22 protein-coding genes and 1 tRNA gene are annotated in these 18951 nt (G+C 43.9%); 14 read left to right on the top strand and 9 right to left on the bottom strand.

Annotation, left to right across the window (positions count from 1 at the left end):
* Positions 1 to 9: 9 nt before the first annotated feature.
* From VX941_06000 to VX941_05965, 8 genes are all read right to left on the bottom strand, one after another.
* Complete coding sequence (locus tag VX941_06000) at positions 10 to 600, bottom strand: histidine phosphatase family protein (GenBank protein MEE2932958.1); 591 nt, start codon at positions 598 to 600, stop codon at positions 10 to 12.
* A 120-nt stretch (positions 601 to 720) separates the two neighbouring features.
* Positions 721 to 1500 carry a nitroreductase family protein gene (locus VX941_05995; GenBank protein MEE2932957.1) on the bottom strand — a complete coding sequence of 260 codons (780 nt, stop codon included), beginning with the start codon at positions 1498 to 1500 and terminating at the stop codon, positions 721 to 723.
* A gap of 4 nt (positions 1501 to 1504) precedes the next feature.
* Complete coding sequence (locus VX941_05990; GenBank protein MEE2932956.1) at positions 1505 to 2563, bottom strand: mechanosensitive ion channel family protein; 1059 nt, start codon at positions 2561 to 2563, stop codon at positions 1505 to 1507.
* A gap of 151 nt (positions 2564 to 2714) precedes the next feature.
* On the bottom strand, positions 2715 to 3071 hold the full coding sequence (locus VX941_05985; GenBank protein ID MEE2932955.1) for a hypothetical protein: 357 nt from the start codon (positions 3069 to 3071) through the stop codon (positions 2715 to 2717).
* A 237-nt stretch (positions 3072 to 3308) separates the two neighbouring features.
* Positions 3309 to 4682, bottom strand: coding sequence for an NADP-specific glutamate dehydrogenase (gene gdhA, locus VX941_05980; GenBank protein ID MEE2932954.1), 1374 nt, complete (start codon positions 4680 to 4682; stop codon positions 3309 to 3311).
* A 255-nt stretch (positions 4683 to 4937) separates the two neighbouring features.
* Positions 4938 to 5026: transfer RNA gene (locus VX941_05975), tRNA-Ser, on the bottom strand.
* Positions 5027 to 5366: 340 nt separating this feature from the next.
* Positions 5367 to 5594: a glutathione binding-like protein gene (locus VX941_05970; protein ID MEE2932953.1), complete on the bottom strand. Its 228-nt coding sequence runs from the start codon at positions 5592 to 5594 to the stop codon at positions 5367 to 5369.
* A 30-nt stretch (positions 5595 to 5624) separates the two neighbouring features.
* A complete protein-coding gene (locus VX941_05965; GenBank protein MEE2932952.1) occupies positions 5625 to 5903 on the bottom strand; it encodes a hypothetical protein in 279 nt (92 codons plus the stop codon).
* Between the two features lie 140 nt (positions 5904 to 6043).
* On the opposite strand from VX941_05965, the gene VX941_05960 reads away from it, so the two are divergent.
* From VX941_05960 to VX941_05895, 14 genes are all read left to right on the top strand, one after another.
* Entirely contained in the window at positions 6044 to 6331 is a 288-nt protein-coding gene (locus VX941_05960) for a DUF1330 domain-containing protein (protein ID MEE2932951.1), read from the top strand.
* Positions 6332 to 6456: 125 nt separating this feature from the next.
* Positions 6457 to 7848, top strand: coding sequence for an MmgE/PrpD family protein (locus tag VX941_05955; GenBank protein MEE2932950.1), 1392 nt, complete (start codon positions 6457 to 6459; stop codon positions 7846 to 7848).
* Between the two features lie 129 nt (positions 7849 to 7977).
* The gene (locus VX941_05950) at positions 7978 to 8646 is read left to right on the top strand and encodes a hypothetical protein (protein ID MEE2932949.1); all 669 of its coding nucleotides are present in this window, start codon (positions 7978 to 7980) and stop codon (positions 8644 to 8646) included.
* Positions 8647 to 8712: 66 nt separating this feature from the next.
* Positions 8713 to 9459: a heparan-alpha-glucosaminide N-acetyltransferase gene (locus VX941_05945; protein MEE2932948.1), complete on the top strand. Its 747-nt coding sequence runs from the start codon at positions 8713 to 8715 to the stop codon at positions 9457 to 9459.
* 5 nt (positions 9460 to 9464) lie between these two features.
* Positions 9465 to 10967: an MmgE/PrpD family protein gene (locus VX941_05940; protein MEE2932947.1), complete on the top strand. Its 1503-nt coding sequence runs from the start codon at positions 9465 to 9467 to the stop codon at positions 10965 to 10967.
* A gap of 48 nt (positions 10968 to 11015) precedes the next feature.
* Positions 11016 to 11822 (top strand): phosphatase PAP2 family protein, encoded by an 807-nt coding sequence (locus VX941_05935; protein MEE2932946.1) that lies wholly within the window; start codon positions 11016 to 11018, stop codon positions 11820 to 11822.
* Between the two features lie 34 nt (positions 11823 to 11856).
* Positions 11857 to 12756, top strand: a complete 900-nt coding sequence (locus tag VX941_05930; GenBank protein MEE2932945.1) for a hypothetical protein — start codon at positions 11857 to 11859, stop codon at positions 12754 to 12756.
* A 24-nt stretch (positions 12757 to 12780) separates the two neighbouring features.
* Entirely contained in the window at positions 12781 to 13131 is a 351-nt protein-coding gene (locus tag VX941_05925; GenBank protein MEE2932944.1) for a VOC family protein, read from the top strand.
* 250 nt (positions 13132 to 13381) lie between these two features.
* Positions 13382 to 14824 (top strand): thioredoxin family protein, encoded by a 1443-nt coding sequence (locus VX941_05920; protein MEE2932943.1) that lies wholly within the window; start codon positions 13382 to 13384, stop codon positions 14822 to 14824.
* A gap of 24 nt (positions 14825 to 14848) precedes the next feature.
* Entirely contained in the window at positions 14849 to 15133 is a 285-nt protein-coding gene (locus VX941_05915) for a hypothetical protein (protein MEE2932942.1), read from the top strand.
* A 21-nt stretch (positions 15134 to 15154) separates the two neighbouring features.
* Positions 15155 to 15382, top strand: coding sequence for a hypothetical protein (locus tag VX941_05910; protein MEE2932941.1), 228 nt, complete (start codon positions 15155 to 15157; stop codon positions 15380 to 15382).
* A complete protein-coding gene (locus VX941_05905; GenBank protein ID MEE2932940.1) occupies positions 15379 to 16176 on the top strand; it encodes a fumarylacetoacetate hydrolase family protein in 798 nt (265 codons plus the stop codon). Before VX941_05910 ends, VX941_05905 begins: the two co-directional genes overlap by 4 nt.
* A 100-nt stretch (positions 16177 to 16276) precedes the next feature.
* Complete coding sequence (locus tag VX941_05900) at positions 16277 to 17020, top strand: dienelactone hydrolase family protein (GenBank protein MEE2932939.1); 744 nt, start codon at positions 16277 to 16279, stop codon at positions 17018 to 17020.
* A gap of 21 nt (positions 17021 to 17041) precedes the next feature.
* A complete protein-coding gene (locus VX941_05895) occupies positions 17042 to 17338 on the top strand; it encodes a DUF6295 family protein (GenBank protein MEE2932938.1) in 297 nt (98 codons plus the stop codon).
* A 111-nt stretch (positions 17339 to 17449) separates the two neighbouring features.
* Here the strand turns inward: VX941_05895 and gatB are convergent, their stop codons facing one another.
* A complete protein-coding gene (gene gatB / locus VX941_05890; protein ID MEE2932937.1) occupies positions 17450 to 18904 on the bottom strand; it encodes an Asp-tRNA(Asn)/Glu-tRNA(Gln) amidotransferase subunit GatB in 1455 nt (484 codons plus the stop codon).
* Between the last annotated feature and the right edge of the window lie 47 nt (positions 18905 to 18951).

The raw sequence follows: 18951 nt of genomic DNA, 5'->3' as shown, positions 1-18951 counted from the left end.
GGTTGTTTATTACTGCCCGATGAACATATTCTCATCTGGAGCCCCAGCCAGTTGACATGTCCATTTCTGGTTAACTGACCGAGGCGGGATAAACACAACCGGCCGACCATTTTTAAGAACATCGTATGTGGTATCAATTCCACAGAGGTGGCCACGTAAAGCTCGAAATGTTCCAGAGTGTGCAACGATAAGTATCGACTGTTTACCCTGTATTTCTTCGCATGCAGCAATGATCCGTGAATTAAACTCCGCGGGGCTTTCTCCGCCCGGCGGCTTGCCTCCGCGGTCATAATCGGCAATGGGCTTACCCTCCCATTCACCGTACGAACGTTCCATAATACCCGGAACGGAAAGGATATCTAAACCAAATGCCTCGGCAGCAGGCTCTGCTGTTTTCCAAACCCGTTGTAATGGGCTTGAAAAAACTGAACCAATATCCTCATCCTTAATCCATTTCACGGCATCTACCGCGTCCTGCCGACCCTTTTCAGTTAATTCTACATCTATCTGCCCGGCAAATTGATGCGCTGCATTTGCAACACTCTCACCGTGCCGAATGAAATAGAACTTTGATGAAAAAAGTGGGATTGTTTCAGCCATGGGCGCACTCCATTCGCATTTCGATTCAACAAAAACATCAAAAACCAGAAAATACTTTTTTATAGTTTCAAGATTAGCCTCAACAATATGACGAATTTCGCAAAAGACATGAACGAACGACTATAGCCAATCAAAGCCACGCTTTTTTAGGTGAGCGCGTAAATTCTTTCGGCTTGGATCTGCAAACTTTTTGCTAATGTCATTTGTCCAACTATCTGGGGTCGTAACCTTGTTAATAGATGTGTAGTGATTAGCCAATTCAGTATCATAACTTTCAAGTTTTTCGACTAGGTTTCGTTCATCTTTTTGTTTTCCGTATAAATCATAATGCACAGTAGTCCCTCGATCCATTCTCGGTTTTTGCTTGGGAGCTTCGGCCGGCCAACCCAGAACCATACCAAAGACTACATATACCTTATCGGGCAATTTAAGGATTCTTGCCATCTCACTAGGGTCGTTGCGAACTGCTCCTATCATCACACCGCTCATTCCAAGCGATTCAGCTGCTAGATAAGCACTCATCCCAACTAAAGATGCATCGATGCTGGACACCAATCCAATTTCTAAAGGATTTTCATCCATGGATCCACCGCGTGCTACAATAGCCTTTTCCATACGCGTTAAATCAGCACAAAAACATAAAAACACTGGGGCGTTTAAAACATGCTCCTGATTATTAACGACCGGGTAAATTTCAGCTAAAATCTTTTTGTCTCTTACAACAATCACACTGTATGCTTGTATGTTAGATGATGTAGGAGCCCGCATTGCGGCCCCAAGCAGTGCATCCAGATGGGCACTTGAAACTGGCTTCTCGGAATATTTGCGGATGCTTCTTCTTCTATTTAACAACTCAATTGTTTCACTTGAGCTTGCTAATTCTTTACCATCAACAGTCATAACCTTACTCCACAGGCTTGTGGTATATGGTCTGTGTTGGAAAGGCAAACTCGAGACCAGCCGAATTAAAACGTTTATAAATTTCTATATTCATTGATGTTTGCGTTTCGAGAATATTGGCTCCACGTTTTATATAATAGGCGAAGTATATGTTTAGATGAAAATCACCAAACCCATTAAAACTTAATTTGGTTTTTTCCTCAATTTTATCGCTATGCTCCTTAGCAATTTCACGCAACAAACCTAATGCCTTTTCTATCTGTTCTGCACTAGTACTATAGGTAAGTCCAAGATTAAGCTTTATCATACGACTTGGTTCTGCCGAAACATTCTCAATTACTGAGTCGGAGAATTTAGCGTTTGGGATAACTACGTTTCGTCCATCTAGCTTTTGTATGCGGGTTGATCGGACACCGATTTCCCTTACCCAGCCTTCAACACCCGCAACAATAATCCGATCGTTAATAGTGAAAGGTTTATCAGTGAAAATAGTAAATCCACCAAATAAATTCGAAATAGTATCCTTCGCGGCCATTGCAAAGGCGAGGCCTCCGATACCAAGACCTGCCAGAAGGGCGCCAACATCATAACCCGCATTGTCTAATCCAACGACGACAGCAAGTACCCAGATGGTTGCCTTTACACCTTTACGCAATATTGGCAAAAGTTGATCATCGAGGTCAGTCTCTGTCTCTCGTACTTTTGGCTCAATATACTCTTTTACGAGTAAGTCAAAGAAACGTGTCAGTATCCATGCGAATGCAATTGTTACAAGAAAATCGTAGCCATTCGAAATCCAAACACGCACCTGCTCTGTTAGCGATAAATGGTTCAAAGCCCACCAAATACCAAATAGAGATATTATGAAAACTAACGGACGCTCAGTGGATTCAATGAGCAAATCATCAAGTTGCGTCCTTGTCTTAGATGCAACTTTGCGCGCCATGTTTTTAGAAAGCCACAGAACAAGCCTCCCAATCAGAATAGTCGCTATGATGATACCAAGCGCTGTTGACCACTGTAAGACAGTGTTTCCGTAGTAAATTTTTTCGAACACTTCCATGGACATCCTCGAAGAGGTCTGCAAACAATGTTGATCTATTTACGATATTGCAGACACCTTTAAATAGGCAAGTTCTATAGCAAGCCATTAATCTCAAGTAAATTAATGGATGGAGGTCAGGCTACAATCTTTTCCCAACCAACGATATATTCTAAAGCCTCGCATGCTCCAGCACCTCTTGGCCCATCAGCACGCATTCTCCCGGAAATTTTGCGTAATAGAAACGCAGTCGGTACTTGGCTTTGTAAACAAAAGCCCAAGCCTCAAGGACATCAAAACTTTGTTTTGAATCGGCTGGATTCTTGATCGGTGCCAACTGGCTAATCTGTTTTTGGATGCTAAAGCCGTGGCTAGAGGCGCTGCCAAGGTCTGGCAGATGGTGTTTCAGAAGGCCAGGAGCACGTACCAACACATCTGCGGAGCACGGATGATTTTGCTGAGCATTCGTTGTTGCGCCTGACAAGAAAAATGCCGCAAGGATGCTCAGTGCTACAGTTGCTCTTAACATAAACGTCTCGTCCCCCTTTGGCTGGGCCCCACACCCGACCTAATCACCAAAAATAAAGTTGTATAGCTCATATTTATCACCGTGGTACTTCCATGCAAAATATAATTTCGCAAAATTCTAAGTGTTTAAATCCGATAGCTCGGTAACTACTTAGGTGGCTTTTAGAAAAAAATACCGCCATTAAACCGATGGCTAAAGCAACCTAAATACGAGTGTATGACCTCTTTGTTGAATGTGTCAAACGTGTCCATAACTAAGCATGGCATCCGCTACTTTAACAAAACCCGCTATATTAGCGCCTTTGAGATAATTCACGGCACCGCCTCCCTCCGAGCCATACTCCACGCAGGAATCGTGGATATCGCGCATCATATTCTCCAACAATTCCCGGAGGTGTTCTTCCTCCCATGCAATCCGAGCACTATTCTGGCTCATTTCAAGACCTGAAACGCCAACCCCACCCGCATTTACCGCTTTAGCTGGTCCGAATTTGATATTTGCTTGAATGAATGCATTGATGGCTTCCTGCTCACAGGGCATGTTAGCAGCCTCAGCAACATAAGTAGTACCGTTCCTTATAAGGGCTTCGGCATCTTTACGGCTAACCTCGTTTTGTGTCGCAGATGGAATTATGCAGTTTCCCTCGACACCCCAGGGTCGCTCTCCTTTATGAAAAGTAATGTCGTTAAATTCGTCAGCAGCCTCGTGAATTCTACCACGCCGTACTTCTTTCAGCTCTTTAATCCAATTGATTTGTTCTTCGGTAAAACCCTTTGCGCAATGAATAAAACCGCTCGAATCAGACATTGTTAAGGGCTTAGCACCCAAATGAAGTGCTTTCTCTGCCGCGTAGGTGGCAACATTCCCGGAGCCTGAGATTAAGACTGTTTTGTCTTCTAGGCCTTCCCCGTGGTGCCTTAACATATTCTCAAGATAAAAAACCGCACCATATCCGGTTGCCTCAGTTCGCATTTTTGAACCCCCAAATTCTAAGCCTTTACCGGTCAGGACACCCGCAAAACGATTTGTAATGCGTTTATATTGACCAAACATAAAGCCGATCTCTCTTCCACCCACCCCTATATCTCCCGCAGGAATATCGGTATCTTCGCCTATATGACGGTACAATTCTGTAACAAAAGACTGGCAGAAACGCATAACTTCAAGATCGGATTTGCCTTTTGGATTAAAATTTGCTCCGCCTTTACCACCACCCATAGGCAAGCCGGTTAAGCTATTCTTGAAGGTTTGCTCAAAACCCAAAAATTTTAATATTGACTGATTAACACTAGGATGGAAGCGGATACCACCTTTATAAGGGCCAATTGCTGAATTGAATTGGACACGCCAACCTCGGTTTGTTCGAATATTTCCCTTATCGTCAGTCCAAGGCACGCGAAATGATATGACTCGTTCCGGCTCAGCCATCCGCTCAAGTATTTGCATTTCGTGATAAATCGGCTTATCCGCAATAAATGGAAAAATAGTAGAAGCCACTTCGAAGACCGCTTGAACGAATTCAGGCTCCCCAGGATTGCGCTTCCCCACACCTTCCATGTACCGATCAAGATAGTTTTGGGTTTTTGCTTCGCTTGCATGAACCTTCGACATACTGATACCCCCCCAACAAGATTTTCCGCTGATTTTTTACAGCTGCTTTCTACCAAATTCGAAGTTAATGACTGAGTGCAAAGGGCTCTCGTTTTATCCCCTAACTGCCGCCTCTCAATCCCAGTACTAACATTATAGCTTGGACACCACGCACTCCGCACAAAATATTCGTATTTTCCAACGGGGCAGGCACCTGTTTTGCTCTTTATGAACTTAATGACAGTGTAGCATATTTATTTATTTAAGAGAGCATTCTGGCGGAGGGACCGGGAATCGAACCCGGGCATGAGTATTACCCCATGACGGATTAGCAATCCGCTGCATTACCGCTCTGCCACCCCTCCTTTTTCTCGACGACTTAACCTTTTTCGTTGTGCCATATCCTTCATAGCCGTTGTGGCTTAATTTATCATAATTGTGTATTTATCAATGGAAATCTCTCAAATGTCCAGCAGACTAAAGACTTACAATGTTTTCTAATTTGAAAAACACCATGGAGGATGGCCACCTAATTTTTGATTTTCAATTAAAGGCGCAATGACAGTGTTACACGAACCGTTGATTATGCAGAAATAAATACTCTTGGCCCGACGCCGCCCAAATTTTTTACAAATTTATTCTCCCAAGACATGCCATGCCTCGTTTTACTGCAGGGCGTTGAGTTAATTTCTTGCACCAACGTTCTCAACAAATGAAATCCTCTAACTTTAGTCGATGACGTGCATGTCTTTGGACCCATGGTATTATAGCTATATCGGCCACCGAATATACGCTGCCTGCAACATACTCTTTGCTTCCCAAACCATCGTTCAAAACTGCATAAAGCCCATGACATTTATTTGAGTAGCGCTCTATAGCGTAGGGCACCTCTTCTTTGGTGCCGTCTAGAAAATGGTGTGCTTGACCAAACAACGGCCCTACTCCACCCATCTACCACATTAACTATTCCAACCCCATAATCCGTTTCCTTGGATCAGTCGGAATCAATTTACCCTCCTTATCGCCCCAATATAATAAGATGGCACCACTCTCGAATACAGAAACTGGTTTGCAACCAGGACCATCATGATCAACGATTGCAGGTATTCGATTATTGGGAAAAATAGCCAAGAAATCTGAGGAGAATTGCTCTTTTCCCATATATTTACAGGCTTCTCGGTATATGGAAGCTCCAACTCCTCCAACATTATTGATACCTTCCGCCCATTCGGGGTAGCCCATAGATACAAATCGACAAATCCCATTCCTGCATATACAGGTATACCTTTAGTATGCCCCTAGCATGTTTCGACCAGAGTGGTAGACTACCGTTTTGATGCTTTACTTATTATGACAAACTAACTCACAGGAGAAAGTACTCCATGCCGGCTTACGTCATAGCTGATATAACTGTAACAAATTCAGAGCGATACAACGAGTATGCTAAAAAGACCCCAGCAACTATCGAAAAATTTGGTGGTAAATTTGTCGTGCGCGGCGGAGAGATTACGGTAATAGCTGGAGATTGGCGTCCACAACGACTTGTGATAATAGAATTTCCTAATATGGCAACACTCAAAAAGTGGTATCAGTCAAAGGAATACCAAAAAATCTGCCGTATCCGCGAGGAAGCTTCAACCGGATCCTTTGTTTTTGTTGATGGTGCGTAAATCATTCCCATTTTGTTGGCCCATCAAGAATACCAACGAACCTAATAGCCTATTTTGCTACAACCTATTTCTGTTGACCAATGAATTTTGAATTCAAAAAAGAACTACCCGGAGGGATATGAAGAATGGCTCAAACCCCAACAGAATTATTGGCACGGTTTATTACAGAGTCTCACTATTCTGATATACCCGACGAGGCCCTAGCTTATGGTCGTAGTTCTTTGTTAGATGCTAGTGCTGTCGGGATCGCCGGATCGGCCTCTAAAGGTGCGAGGACACTCAATTCCGTTCTCCTACCTTACTCAAGCACAGGGGGCGCACAAGTGATAGGCACTGATATGCGTCTGCCTGCTCCATTTGCTGCCATGGCAAATGGCAATACCATTCATGCCGATGATTTTGACGATACATTAGCTGCCGATCCGGTGGCTCAAGGTTATCACGGCTCGACCCATCCCACCGGGCCTCTCCTCTCAACATTACTCGCACTTATTGATAGCAAAAAAACTACTGGCAAGGATTTCCTTATTGCTTATCACATTGGCGTGGAAGTGATGGCAAAATTAAACTCAGCTTTGGGTCCGCGCTCTTTCTCTGCTGGTTTTCACCCAACCGCTCTCATGAGTGCCTTCGGCTCGGCTGCTTCGGCCTCTAGACTAAAGGGGCTTGACCTGCAAACGACAAAAACCGCGCTTGGTATTGCCGCTAGTCATGCTTGCGGCTTAAGGGCGAACTTTGGCTCAATGATGAAACCTTATCACCCTGGCCATGGAGCGATGTCTGGGTTTTTAGCAGTAGAAATGGCTGTGGGTGGATTCACAGCTGCAGCCGATGCTATTGGTGGAGACATAGGATTTCTGAATGCATATGGCGATTCTATTGATATGGCACCATTGGAGGCGCTAGGTTGTCCATGGGCCTATTTGTCGCCAGGAATGTGGATCAAACCCTACCCTAGCGGTAATCTGACCCACCCAGGCATGAGTAGAATCGATGAATTTCTAGAGAAAAATAACGCTCTACGAAACGACGTATGCAAATTAGACATTCAAACCAAACAATCAATTTATGACACGCTAATTCATCATCATCCTAAAACCGGCTTGCAAAGTAAATTTTCTATGGAATTCTGTATCGTTAAAATATTAATTGATGGAGACCTTGGTCTCAGTGATTTTTCTGATGAGGTTGTGCAACGTCCAGATATTCAACATATGCTTGGGAACACCAATTATTCAGCTTTTCCCGATGCGGAAAGCATAAGTTTAGGTTACGAGAACTACACCACTTTAATAACCTTCACACTAAAAGATGGACGGACATTCACTGAGCGTTCTGACTTTGGCAAAGGTTCAGCGCATAACCCATTCTCTTACGATGAGACTGCAGAAAAGGCGCAACGTTGCTCTACCTATAGAGACTGGCCTCAAGAAAAATTTGAATCATTAGTTGAGGGCTGGAAACAGATTGATACGATATCCGACGTTAATGACATAACACAAAACCTCTTTATGTAGTTCATTTCATTCTGCCAATAGGTCGGATTAAGCTGAAGTAAGGCAAACCATACCAAAAATTAATATATTCTGGCATAATAATGCCGGTAATTAAAAAAGCAGAAAAGAATACTGTTTAGGATAGTGACAATGGTGTGGGTAATAATTCTTATCGGACTTATGCTTGGATTTTGGGTTTTTCGAAATTATCCGTTGGCTTTTGCATGTCTCCCCATCCTTCTAATAGTTCTAGCGCTGTCAATTGTGTTTATCGGGGACCACTCACACACTTCTAAAGATGAGGCGGAGGCTGAGAAAGGATATTCAGCAAAACAGTCGTCCACCAGCGAAAGTACACTCAATCCTGAAAATAAAATAGATCCCGGATGGATTATTGAACATCGTGCTGATCCAGCTAATGGACGAAAATATATAGATGCTTTGTCGATACAGTCTGATGATGGAGAGTGCACACTTTCAATAAGACGGGAAAAACTAAACAAAAGATATACGGATATAAACTGTAAGCGAACAACATTTAAACCCTATGAGGATTTGGAGCTACGGTTTGATAATTTGTCTGAGGTATTCTCGATGGATCTTAATTCACATGGAGCCGGGGAAGGAGTTTTTATTCCACAACAACAGATGCCTCTATCCGGCCATCTCAACTATAATAGTTTCCTAACTTTTCTCAGCAATGCATCCGCAATTGCAATTAGCACAACATCTCTTTCTGGCAAATGGGTACGATTTTCACTACCTCCTATGCCTATTGAATATATCAATTTTTCCAGTGGTAACGATACTGACAAATAAAGTGTCAAGCTCAAAAAAATTGTAAAAATCCGTCGCGTAACCTCTTTCCAGTATTAACTTACAGCCATGAAACTAATTCTCTGTGGGCCGCCCACATCAAACCGGATCGCAACACTTGACATTCTGCGCGGGATCGCTGTCTGGTTTATGATCCTGTATCACTTCGTGTGGGATCTCAGCGACTTCGGGTTTATCGATCTGGAATTGTTCAGCAACCCGATCTGGCTTTTAGCGCGAACTGTGATCCTCTCAATATTTTTATTTGTAGCTGGAATTGCGATGGTGCTGGCACATGAAAACGGTCACAACTGGCGCGCATTCTGGCGGCGTTGGATTGGTATCACTGGGGGCGCAATACTTGTTTCGCTCGGAACATTGTTGGTAATGCCGCAAGTCTACGTTTTCTTTGGCGTTCTCCATTGCATAGCTGTAGCAAGTTTCATTGCACTCCCTTTTCTTAAAATTAATTTTTTTATCACCTTTATGATTGCCGTGCTGTTTTGCTTTTTGCCTAGCCTCGCTAGCGACCCTTTTTTTAATCGTGACTGGTTACAATGGATTGGCCTCGTCACTTCGCCTCCTCAGAGTATAGATTATGTTCCAATCTTTCCTTGGGCAGGAATAGTACTCTTTGGTGTCGCGTGCTGCCGTTGGCAACGAACGACAGGGTTTATGTCAATCAGTAATTGGTGCCCGAAAAATTACGTCTCTAAAATTACTCAGTGGGTGGGACAACATTCCCTCATAGTATATATTTTACATCAGCCGGCACTGATAGGAATAATATGGCTCGTGCAGTTAACAATGAAGTAATATGAATGCGTGTTTTTAATGTAAATGTGCGTCCCACAGGCACACTGCCAAAGCATGAACAGCTTGCGTGGATTTTAGCCGAAACCGCATCCGACACGGCGCCATTAGATGGCGCTGCTGCTGAAATGGCGGCGCTTCGCGTGGTAGATAATTTAGGAGTGGCATTAGCCGCGCTGAACGCGCCTTCGGTAGCTAATGCACGATCTGAAGCACTAGCACATCCACGTCCTGGCGGAGCCACTTTGTTCGGTTTAGCTAGCTGTGATACGGTCCATTGCGAGTGGGCTACATGGGCAAACGCAACGGCTGTTCGCGAATTAGACTTCCATGATAATTTTTATGGAGCAGACGTAGCACATCCTGGCGATACCATGTCTGGGATACTTGCAGTCGCGCAACAAATGCGCTGCAACGGAAAACAATTCGTGCAAGGATTACTTACGGCCTATGAAGTTCAAATTGCACTAGCCCACAACATTCCACTTGCTAAAAATCGGCTTGACCACACTGCTCACATAGTTCCATCGGTAATCTGTGGCATTGGAACAATGCTTGGGTTAGAAACTGAAACTATTTTTCAAGCTATACAGCATGGGGTTCAAGTCAGTGCAACCACCGGCCAAGGCCGCTGTGGAGAATTAACTAGCTGGAAAGCAAATGCGCCAGCGCATGCTTCAATGCAAGCAATTCATGCTATTGATCGAGCAATGCGCGGTGGATGTAGCCCGGGGTGTATCTACGAGGGTGAATGCGGCTTTATCGCTTCTTACTTAGAGAATCGTCCCGAGGGATACGACGTGATGCTACCTGATAAAGGAGAGCCGAAACGCCGCATACTTGAAACCTATACTAAGGAACATGCCGCGGGTTATCACGGACAAGTGCCTATAGACCTTGCTATTAACATGCGTGATAAACTTGAACGTGTTGATGAAATACGTAATATAATTCTTCATACAAAACAAAAAACACATAATATGATGGGAGCTGGGTCTGGAAATAAATCTAAATGGGATCCGTCGGCTTCGAGAGAAACACTCGATCATAGCGCAATGTATTGCTTTGCAGTAGCGCTCGAGGATGGGGAATGGCACCATAAAAAGAGTTACTCGGCCGAGCGAGCTAGTCGACCGAGCACGGTTTCACTATGGAAGAAAATCACCACCATGGAGGACACGGCTTGGAACCTTCGGTTTGATGGCCGAGAGCCTTTAGAAAAAGATCACGGAGTTCGTGCAGAGGTGGTGTACAATGACGGTACCGTGATAGAGTCTGAGATGGCTGTGCCCAACGCTCACCCGCGAGGCCAACGCCCGTTTGGGCATACTGAATACATAAACAAATTTTTGCGTCTCACTGAAGATATAATCGCAAAGGCGGAGTCAGAACGCTTTTTAGCAGCAATAAACCGCCTCACTTCACTTACTAACGATGAGTTGTATGATTTCCTACCCGTAACAATTACCTCTCACATTCAGCCTGGTCAGCACAGAGACGGTCTTTTTTAAAACAGGCTTATGAAAATATATAAATGACCACGCCGGGGAATAAAATAATTGCGTAATGTTATAGTAAAGAAACCCCTAATCTCATGGACCGTAATCACATTCATTGTTTGCGTTACGTTGGCGTTAACGATTGACCCTTGGCTAACAAACTGGCTTAAAATAAAGGTTTCCGATAGTTACGCTCACTATTGGCGCATCATCACCGACCTCGGACGTGCAGGTACGTATATAAGTCTTTCTTTTATTTGTTTCATTTGCTTTGCACTGATTATCATCAAGAAGGACCAATCTGAGTTTAGATGGAGCAGCCATTTTTGTGCAGGTGCAAGGAATTCATTATTTGTTTTTTACACACTGGTGATTTCAGGCATCTCAATAAATTTTTTGAAATTTATAATAGGGCGCCAACGCCCTAAGGCTATGTTTGAGGATGGGTTCTATGGTCTGATCCCATTCAATACCAATCACGCAATGAATTCCTTTCCGTCGGGGCATTCACAAACGGGCTGGGCACTTGCAATAAGCCTTTCTCTGATTTTCCCTCGGGCGACACCAGTTTTGATCACATTTGCTACCTTAGTTGCCATCAGCCGAGTGATTCTAACAGTCCATTTTCTCAGTGATGTGATAGCTGGTGCCCTAATTTCAATAATAACTGCAGTTCTACTGAAGCGTCATTTCTTGGATCATGCTAAGATCGATAGCATCACAGGTGCAAACGTTACCGATAAGATCGCTAAAAAATATGGAACGTGGTTTTTGAAACTCATTTTCATAATCTTAAGGATAGGCCAAAATGGCCGTAGGCATATTAATTTAAAAAGTCCAAGAAAAAGAAAAACCAATGAGCTTTAGATAATCTATAGAACGAACCAAAGAGCCTTAATAAATGCAAAAAACTATCACCTTATATGAAAATTTCCGGAGCCTTTTCTACGTTCCATTCTATCTAGCCTTCGAAATTGGCTCTTTTGTTGGAGAGGGTTTATCCATGGAATTTGGCGAATGTGAAAAACCGGGAAAGGGAGCGGAGGCTTCCGCAGGTCGACACGATGCACTTTCTTGGGGCGGACCAATGAGAGTACTTCATTTTCATGACAAAGATCCTTCATGTGAAATGGTTTGTTTTTGTGAGGTCGTTTGTCGCGATCCATTTTACATTGTGAGCAATAAAAAATTTAAAAATTTCGAATTGGGAGACCTGAAAGACATTACACTCGGCAGTTTTAGCGAGGCCGTAACACCTTGGCTCTGCCTACAGGACGACTGTCGAAGGGCTGATATTGATCCCAATACTATTGCTCGTATTTCCACTCAAACGGTGTCTCAAAATATAGAATCTTGGAAAAATAGAGATATAGCGGCAGTGCAATTGCATGAACCATTTGCCGAAATTTTAATTCGGGAAGGTGGACACATTTTGTACCAACAAGCGCACAGAGGCGCATGCTCCTATACGAGCCTTTATGCTAACCGCTCAATGTTAGATGCGAGACCTGATGATATGCAGGCAATAACAAATGCAATGGCGAAGTCTCTTGGCTGGGTGCACTGTCATAGTGCGACAGAAATAGCCAGCGCAGTTAAACCATTTTTTAGGGAATTCTCAGGAGATATATTGACGTCTGCAATTGAACGTTACAAAAAAAATGGCATTTGGAATAAAAGTACGCTGTTAGATGTGGAGGGGTTTGAACGTTTACGTACTGCTTTATTAACCGGCGGCTTAATCAATCGCGTGATACCATATGATGAAGTTGTTGAGACTCGATTTGCCATTCAAACTTAGGGTTTACGTTGGAGGATTGGTATAATGGGCTGTCCTGTTGTTCACTTTGAGATAAATGCTATTGATCGTAAAGAACTCAAAGACTTCTATCAGAGTCTTTTTGGGTGGGAAGTTAAAGACAAAAACCCATTGGGTTATGGGCGTGTGAACACAAAGTCAGATGATAAGGGTATTAGCGGTGGAATTTTTGAGAATAACAACTCCCCCGGAGTTCTGGTGTACATCGAGGTTGACGACCCCGAACAATATCTAGACCGAATAGAAGAGATGGGCGGCGAAGTTATTGTCCCAGCAACAAACATTCCGGGAATGCTTACTTTTGCAATTTTTGAGGATCCGCAAGGCAACAGATTGGGTCTAGTTAAAACTAATTAGTTCCCAAAACAGACGGAGTTCATATCCAACACGAATTGAGCTAGGCACATCTACAATTCGAAAAAAGTTTATCAATTATGCTTACCAACAAAAGGTTACGCTTGCCCCGAGTATGGCACGATACAAAAGTCAAAGATGCGTTGTTTAAGCGTTTTTAAGCTATGCACGATCCGAGGTTTTAATTTTTGTGCGCAACCGTGATAATCGTTGTGACGTATGTTAGGTTTATCCACTCCATGTAAGGTGATGAATGATGACTATTAATGAGTATTGCTTTATCGCAGTGGTCAAACGCGATTGTCCTACTTGTGAGCTTGTGGTGCCAGTACTACAGCAGCTTAGGCATACAGTCGCTAACATAAGAATTTATTGTCAGGATGACCCTGATTTCCCATCCATACCCGGCGGTGTAATCGACGACAGGACCTTGGAGAACAGTTTCAGGTTAGGAGTCGACATCGTCCCTACCCTAATTCTTACCAAAGGAAAAAAAGAGATCGATCGGGTTCACGGATGGAACCGAAGCGACTGGGAAAAAATGACTGGAATTAAAGGGTTGGGTCTCGCACTGCCACCAAATCAACCCGGCTGCGGATCAAAATCGACCGAACCGGGAGTACACGAAAAACTTCAGGCAACATATGGTGAAATTGGATTTAAGTCGCGGAAAGTAGAATTTTCTGAATGGGATGATCCAGTGGAGCAAGCTTACGATAGGGGCTGGACAGACGGTCTTCCAATAGTCCCCCCAACTGACGACAGGATTATTCGAATGCTTGCAGGCATAAATCGTTCCCCCAATGAAAAACTCGGTCTCATGCCCCCAGATTTTCAGGAGTGCACCATTGAAAAGGTTGCGATAAATGCTGTTATGGCAGGGGCCCGTCCTGAGTATATGCCAGTCATTCTTGCCTCGATAGAAGCAGCACTCAATCCGAAATTTACTCTTCACGGAGTATTGTGTACTTTATTTTTTTCTGGCCCGGTAATTATTGTGAATGGTCCCATAACTAAATCTATTGGCATGAACTGGGGTCATAATGTCTTTGGTCAAGGAAATCGCGCTAACGCCACCATTGGCCGCACTTTGCAGCTGGTTGTAAGAAATGTAGGCGGCGGACGTCCTGGCGAGATTGATCGTGCTGTTTTTGGCAACCCTGGCAAATATACTTTCTGTTTTGCAGAAGACGAAACTGACCCAGAATGGGAGCCACTTCATATTTCACGAGGGTGCACAGCGGGCTCTAATGCTGTAACACTTCACCACGGTCATGGCACGCAGGCTTTTGCAGATGACACAGCGCGGTCAGCTGATCAGCTTGCAAAATCACTTTCCATGTCACTGGTCAATGAATTGCACCCAAAAAAGGTTCAATGCGCAAATGTAATCGTCGCCATCTCGCCAGAACATTATAAAATCTATAAGAATGACGGGTGGGGGCGTAAAGATATTGAAGATGCATTACATCACTACACCACCCGACCGGGAGCAGATCTTGTAAAAGGAGCACACGGCATTGATGAGGGAATTGACCCTGAATTAGCTGAAGAAATGGTGCCCAAATTCTGGAGAGACCATGGTATTCTTCTTATCCGCGCCGGAGGAACAGCAGGATTACAAACGGCCATTATAGGTGGATGGGGTGGTGGTCGTAACCGTAATGAGATCCAGCCTGTGACCCACCAATTTTAATTTTTACACAACCGTGGAGTAGTCATGCAGAAACCGCAATTCCTACGAGATCCTACCAGCGAAGCCTCAACAACGCTGCGTAAGCCAACATGTTTTCCAGAAAATATCGAGAAAAGGACCATTGCACTTCTTGATATTGCTAAGGAACGGTCCGACGAGTTTCTCGACCATATTGAAGCTAAATTTACAGAGAAGAGAATTGAAGTGAGGCGGTATCGTAAAGCTAGCAATTCAAAAAACGCTGACTTGCACACCATTCAGTCTATAGTGCACGAGGCAGACATTGTTATTGAAAGTCTGGCAGATTGAGGGTCATGCACATCGTGCAGTTTGCATGATTTAAATGCTCTTGATCAATTAAAGGTGCCTGGTTTACTTGTAGCAACGACCGAGTTTGTGTCAGCAGCAAAGGCGCAAGCGGCATCTCTTGGTTTCGAGCCAGCTACGGTATGGGTAGAACACCCTATTCAAAACCGTACCAAAAAAGAGTTAGAGATGATTGCCTATCAAGCTTTCGATTCAATAATTGAAAACCTCACGTCTGTCGCAACAGAATGAAATCAGATAATGTTAATCAAGCGGTGACCATCTTAGAGGAAAATCGCCTTGCTAATACCGCGCTTGATAAGTTGAATAGCGATGTACGCCCCTTAGATATGGGAGCTGCATACAAGATTCAAAACAGCCTGAATGATAAACTTAGTCGAAGCCGTCTAGGCAGCAGGTCCGGCTACAAAATTGGCTGCACCACTCCAGTTCTTCAGCGGTACTTAGACATACACGAACCCATATATGGCGAGATTTTTAGCTCTACTATTTTCAGAGATACAGCAGTTTTAGATTTAGCTAATTATGTACAATTAGGAATTGAAGCAGAAATGGCAGTCCGGTTAGATACTAATCTTCCCAATAACGGAGATCCCTACGATTTTGAGCTTGTTGTTGATGCCATAGATTCTGTCATGATATCAATAGAGCTTGTTGACGCGAGATATAAGAATTTTGAGGCCTTAGATACGCCCACCTTGACAGCTGATAATTTTTTCAATGCTGGTATCGTTCTAGGTCGACCCATCGCAGACTGGCACAAGCTTGACCTTGCCTCTTTAGAAGCGTTTGTTACACTTAATTCAAAAGAATTAGGCCACGGTAAGAGTTCGTTGATTATGGGACACCCATTAAACGCTCTTACATGGCTTGCTAATAAACTTTGCGAGCAAGGCCGCATGCTACGAGGCGGCAATATTGTCACTTTGGGTTCTATGGTAAAAACTCATTGGGTAAAACCGGGCGATACATTACACCATCATATGGCCGGACTAGGGTCTGTCTCAGTTACGGTAAGAGGTTAATTACTTTTCATGCAAAACTTTTATCAGCGACCCTCTTGCTCAGTTTCGACCGAGCGTCTTTATTCTTGTTAATAAATAAAAAATTACGGAAGGAAAACTAATGTCTTACGAAAGTATGATCGCAGAAATGATAATCTTAGACGGCCATAACAATGATCCCATTCAGGCTTATACTGCCCGCCCAATGGGGCCCGGTCCATTTCCTGGAATAGTACTGATACATCATTTGCCGGGATGGGATGAATGGTACCGCGAAACAACGCGTAAATTTGCACACCACGGGTATGCAGCAATAAGTCCTAATCTTTACGAACGCGCTGGCGAGGGCAGCGCAGAAGATGTTGCAGCCAAAGTTCGTGCGGAAGGGGGTGTTTCAGATGCCCAAATGGTTGGAGATGTTGACGCCGCAATGGACTGGCTTAAATCTCAGCAATTCTCTACAGGTAAAGCAGCCGTTTTTGGCACATGCTCTGGCGGCCGCCACGCCGTAATTTATTGCTCAAAAACAGAAAAAGCGGATGCTTGTCTAGATCTCTGGGGAGGTCGCGTGGTTATGGCTGAGGAGGACCTAAATGAAAAGTTACCTCAAGCTCCTATAGATATGACGGCAGATCTCAACTGTCCGATTCTTGGCTTATTTGGCAATGAAGACCAAGCACCTAGTGCTGAGCAAGTAGATCAACATGAAAAGAAACTTCAGGAACACGGGAAGACCTATGAGTTTCATCGGTATGATGGCGCGGGGCACGGGTTCTTTTATTATAATAGGCCTCTACACCGAGTTGAACAATGCAATGATGGCTGGGAAAAATTATTCGCTTTTGTAAAAAAATATGTTGGATAAATATTTTAGGGAACTTTTAAAATGTGCACATCAATACTTGAACTAGTGGCCTGCAAAGGGTCAGGAAAGAGTCCGGAAGGATGGGTAAACCTTACACATGCTGCAATCTCATATGACCACCCTCATCACGCCATGCTAAATGATGCTGTGACTATAGACTTTGTAAATAAAGGTCTTGGAGCCGGAACTCGAGTAGGTGTTGAGTTGGACTTGAAATCAGCAAAAGCACTTCATAAGGCATTGGAGAAAGTGATTAAAGATGTAGAAGATGATGTCAAGTCACGACCACGCTCTAATGACATCATGAAGGCAGCATAACCTTCGATCGTCTTTCCGAAAACCGGGAGATGTAGTTTAATTCCACGAGAATTACTGCCGATTTAGAGGAAAGGAGTAAGCTTTTGTAAGTTCTTTGGCTACTTTTGCTGCCTAAGCTTTTAACTTATCGCGAAGTAATTCATTTACCGCTTTAGGATCTGCTTTCCCAGCAGTCGCTTGCATTACCTGCCCGACAAACCAACCTATGGCTTTCGAATTGCCGCCTCGAACCTCATCCGCATTTTTCGGGTTTTCCAAAATTACTTTATTTACAATTATTTCGATCTCCCCGGCATCAGTTATCTGACTAAGGCCTTCTGATTCAACAATTTCCTTGGCATCATTACCCGTTTGCCACATTTTTTCGAAAACTTCCTTTGCCGTCCGCCCAGATATTGTACTGCTGCTGATCAAATCGATGAGCCCACCAAGTTTTTCTGCACTAACTGGAGACTTCTTTATTGATAGACCATCTTTTTTAAGATGCCCAAATAATTCACCTGTGATCCAGTTGGCAACTTGTTTTGCATCACGGCTCTTTGCCACAGAATCAAAATAATCACCTGTATCACGCTCAGCCACAAGTACACTCGCATCATAGACACTCAGGCCATAATCATCGACAAAGCGCTTTTTCCGAGCATCTGGAAGCTCCGGGAGGCCTGCTTTTAATTCATCGACATACGCTTGCTCCAAATCCAATGGTAATAAATCTGGATCTGGAAAGTATCGATAGTCATGCGCGTCTTCTTTCGAGCGCATCAGACGTGTTTCGTTACGATCTGGATCATACAGACGTGTCTCTTGGTCTATTAGCCCTCCATTCTCAAGGATTTCAATCTGGCGGTGTGCCTCGAAATTGATTGCTTGACGAACGAAGCGTAAAGAGTTTACGTTTTTTATCTCACAACGCGTGCCAAGCTTGTCACCAGGGTTTCGCACAGAGACATTTACATCTGCTCTCATACTTCCATTCTGCATGTTACCATCGCATGCGTCGATATACCGGAGTATAGAACGTAACTTTGCAATATACGCGACAGCCTCATCAGCTGACCTCATGTCTGGCTTCGACACAATCTCCATCAAAGTTACTCCGGAACGGTTCAAATCAATGTATGATTTGGTGGGATGAAGATCATGTATCGATTTTCCTGCATCCTGCTCCAGGTGCAGACGTTCGACTCTGATAGTCTTAGCACCGCCGTCTGGGAGATCAATTTCAACAGCACCTTCTCCAACAATGGGTAATTCGTATTGAGAAATCTGATAGCCCTGTGGCAGGTCTGGGTAAAAATAATTCTTTCGCGCAAATACTGATCTCAAATTTATGATTGCATTGACAGCTAGACCGGTGCGCACAGCTTGCCGCACACTTTCTTCATTTAAAACGGGAAGCATCCCGGGCATGGCGGCATCTACAAAGCTCACCTGTGCGTTTGGTTCCGCACCAAATTCAGCTGTCGCGCCCGAAAAAAGCTTAGATCCAGCTATAACCTGGGCGTGGACTTCCAAACCAATGACCACTTCCCAATCACCTTTAGTACCTTTTAATAATTCAGCCATTGAAAATCTCTGACTATGTTCCGGCATGCTATTAGAAAATGGAATCG

The sequence above is a fragment of the Pseudomonadota bacterium genome, from assembly GCA_036339585.1.
Classification (GTDB): domain Bacteria; phylum Pseudomonadota; class Alphaproteobacteria; order UBA8366; family UBA8366; genus UBA8366.
Note: the sequence above shows the minus strand (reverse complement) of the source record. Positions and strands in the feature narration are given on the sequence as shown.

Bases quoted from the DNA above. Each gene is read 5' to 3' on its own strand.
- VX941_05950 (MEE2932949.1), top strand. From the start codon at position 7,978: ATGGTGTGGGTAATAATTCTTATCGGACTTATGCTTGGATTTTGGGTT.
- VX941_05905 (MEE2932940.1), top strand. From the start codon at position 15,379: ATGAAATCAGATAATGTTAATCAAGCGGTGACCATCTTAGAGGAAAAT.
- VX941_05945 (MEE2932948.1), top strand. From the start codon at position 8,713: ATGAAACTAATTCTCTGTGGGCCGCCCACATCAAACCGGATCGCAACA.
- VX941_05920 (MEE2932943.1), top strand. From the start codon at position 13,382: ATGATGACTATTAATGAGTATTGCTTTATCGCAGTGGTCAAACGCGAT.
- VX941_05925 (MEE2932944.1), top strand. From the start codon at position 12,781: ATGGGCTGTCCTGTTGTTCACTTTGAGATAAATGCTATTGATCGTAAA.
- VX941_05995 (MEE2932957.1), bottom strand. From the start codon at position 1,500: ATGACTGTTGATGGTAAAGAATTAGCAAGCTCAAGTGAAACAATTGAG.
- VX941_05940 (MEE2932947.1), top strand. From the start codon at position 9,465: ATGCGTGTTTTTAATGTAAATGTGCGTCCCACAGGCACACTGCCAAAG.
- VX941_05895 (MEE2932938.1), top strand. From the start codon at position 17,042: ATGTGCACATCAATACTTGAACTAGTGGCCTGCAAAGGGTCAGGAAAG.
- VX941_05955 (MEE2932950.1), top strand. From the start codon at position 6,457: ATGGCTCAAACCCCAACAGAATTATTGGCACGGTTTATTACAGAGTCT.
- VX941_05915 (MEE2932942.1), top strand. From the start codon at position 14,849: ATGCAGAAACCGCAATTCCTACGAGATCCTACCAGCGAAGCCTCAACA.
- gdhA (MEE2932954.1), bottom strand. From the start codon at position 4,682: ATGTCGAAGGTTCATGCAAGCGAAGCAAAAACCCAAAACTATCTTGAT.
- VX941_05900 (MEE2932939.1), top strand. From the start codon at position 16,277: ATGTCTTACGAAAGTATGATCGCAGAAATGATAATCTTAGACGGCCAT.
- gatB (MEE2932937.1), bottom strand. From the start codon at position 18,904: ATGGCTGAATTATTAAAAGGTACTAAAGGTGATTGGGAAGTGGTCATT.
- VX941_05990 (MEE2932956.1), bottom strand. From the start codon at position 2,563: ATGGAAGTGTTCGAAAAAATTTACTACGGAAACACTGTCTTACAGTGG.
- VX941_05930 (MEE2932945.1), top strand. From the start codon at position 11,857: ATGCAAAAAACTATCACCTTATATGAAAATTTCCGGAGCCTTTTCTAC.
- VX941_06000 (MEE2932958.1), bottom strand. From the start codon at position 600: ATGGCTGAAACAATCCCACTTTTTTCATCAAAGTTCTATTTCATTCGG.
- VX941_05985 (MEE2932955.1), bottom strand. From the start codon at position 3,071: ATGTTAAGAGCAACTGTAGCACTGAGCATCCTTGCGGCATTTTTCTTG.
- VX941_05965 (MEE2932952.1), bottom strand. From the start codon at position 5,903: ATGGGCTACCCCGAATGGGCGGAAGGTATCAATAATGTTGGAGGAGTT.
- VX941_05960 (MEE2932951.1), top strand. From the start codon at position 6,044: ATGCCGGCTTACGTCATAGCTGATATAACTGTAACAAATTCAGAGCGA.